The sequence below is a fragment of the Micromonospora sp. KC207 genome, from assembly GCF_004348615.1.
Taxonomy (GTDB): domain Bacteria; phylum Actinomycetota; class Actinomycetes; order Mycobacteriales; family Micromonosporaceae; genus Micromonospora.
In genome coordinates, this window is the sequence record NZ_SMKJ01000573.1 from 1 (window position 1) to 1,511 (window position 1,511).

Annotated in this window: 1 protein-coding gene and 1 pseudogene; both read right to left on the reverse strand. The window is 69.2% G+C overall.

Annotation, left to right across the window (positions count from 1 at the left end; all coding sequences use genetic code 11):
• Positions 1-318 (reverse strand): annotated as a pseudogene (locus tag E1258_RS32565) (hypothetical protein); the annotation flags it as partial.
• Positions 319-606: 288 nt separating this feature from the next.
• Positions 607-1,395, reverse strand: a complete 789-nt coding sequence (locus E1258_RS32570) for a class I SAM-dependent methyltransferase (protein WP_165949966.1) — start codon at positions 1,393-1,395, stop codon at positions 607-609.
• Positions 1,396-1,511 lie beyond the last annotated feature (116 nt).

Here is a 1,511-nt window from a genome sequence, read left to right on the forward strand (position 1 = left end):
GTGGTGGTAGGGCTGCAGGCTCAGGTGCCGGTAGGTGGGGGCGAGGGCGGCGAGCAGGGCGGTGCGCCCGGCGTGGTTGTCACCTCCGGCGACCAGGTGACCGACGGTGGCCAGGAACGTTTGTGCATCACGTTCGGGCAGCAGCCTCATCCCACGGTCGGCCAGCAGGCACCAGAAGTAGTTGCTGGCGTGGTGGATGCGCGGGGTGAGAGTTGTCCAGGAGGCGTGGAGGCCGTTCGGCTGCAGCCGCGTAGCGGCACCGCCCTCGGCGTTTATGGGAAGCGGCTGCCCGTGGGCGCTGGCCAGGTGGGTCTGCATGAGGCGTCTCCTGGGGTGGTGTGGGTACGGCCGGCGGCGGGCTGGGGATGCTCCGCCGCCGGCCGCTGGCCGGTTCCCGCCGCTCGGGCTGGAGGAATAGCGGGGGCGGGGCCGGCCGGGCAGCCATTCGGGTTGGCTGCCGCTGCCGCCCTCCCAGAGCCGGTGTGCGAGCCGGGGTCGGGTGGGCGACGGAGTGAGGCATGGGTGAGCTACGTCCAGTGACTGAGCAGTGTGGGTGACCTTGAGCCTGAGCGATCGGGGCACATCAACAGGTCCGGGTCCGGCAGGTCACTGGGGTTTCTGGGCGCGGGTGGAGGCGAACTGGTAGGAGCGCACCACGGTGTAGGGGTCGGTCATGAGTTCACCGAATCGGTCGAGCTGTTGCGGGGTGAAGCCGTGGTGGATGAGGTGGTCGCGCAGTTGGATCGCGTTGTCGGCGTAGAGGGCGCAGCCGGGTCCTCCGCCGGTCCATGTCTCGGAGTGCCACCGGGTGTGGACGTGGTTGAGGCCGGCGGCGAGTAGGACATTAGGTTCCTCGTCGCCCCATGAGAGATTGACGGCGCGGCCGGCCAGGATGGCGAGGATGTTCTCGATGACGTCGGTGATGAGGGTGCTGTCGGTGTTGTTCGAGGCGCGGTGCACCAGGGCGGGGGTGTGGACGATCTCCCCGAGGACCAGCCATCCGCCTGGTCGTAGCAGGTCGATCATCTGGCGCAGGACGTCGCGTCGGTTGGGTAGGTGTTCGAGCACGCACCGGGCGGTGGCGAGGTCGATGCTGCGGGGTTCGCCGGGGATGGGCTCGCGGCGCAGGTCCCGCTGGTAGACGTCGATCACTGCGGTGGGGTGCAGCAGACGGGTGTCGGCGTCGACGGCGGTGACCTTGCCGTGTGGGCCGACGAGACCGGCCAGGTGCGCGACGATCGAGCCTGCTCCGGCGCCGACGTCCAGGGCCCGTTGTCCGGGTTTCACGCCGACCGCGGCGAGTTCTCGTCGGGTGATGGGGTCGAGGACCGCCTGCAGCGGGCCGAGTTGGCTGTGGTTGTTGCGGAACTGGTAACTGGTGTCTGTGCTGGTCACGGCGTCTCTCCTTCTGAGGATGGGACGCAGAGTGGGGGCGGGTACTCGATCCAGCTGCGTCGCCGCTGCGGAACCATTTCTGCAGGTGGCGGGTGGGTGGGGTCCCACCTTTGCCG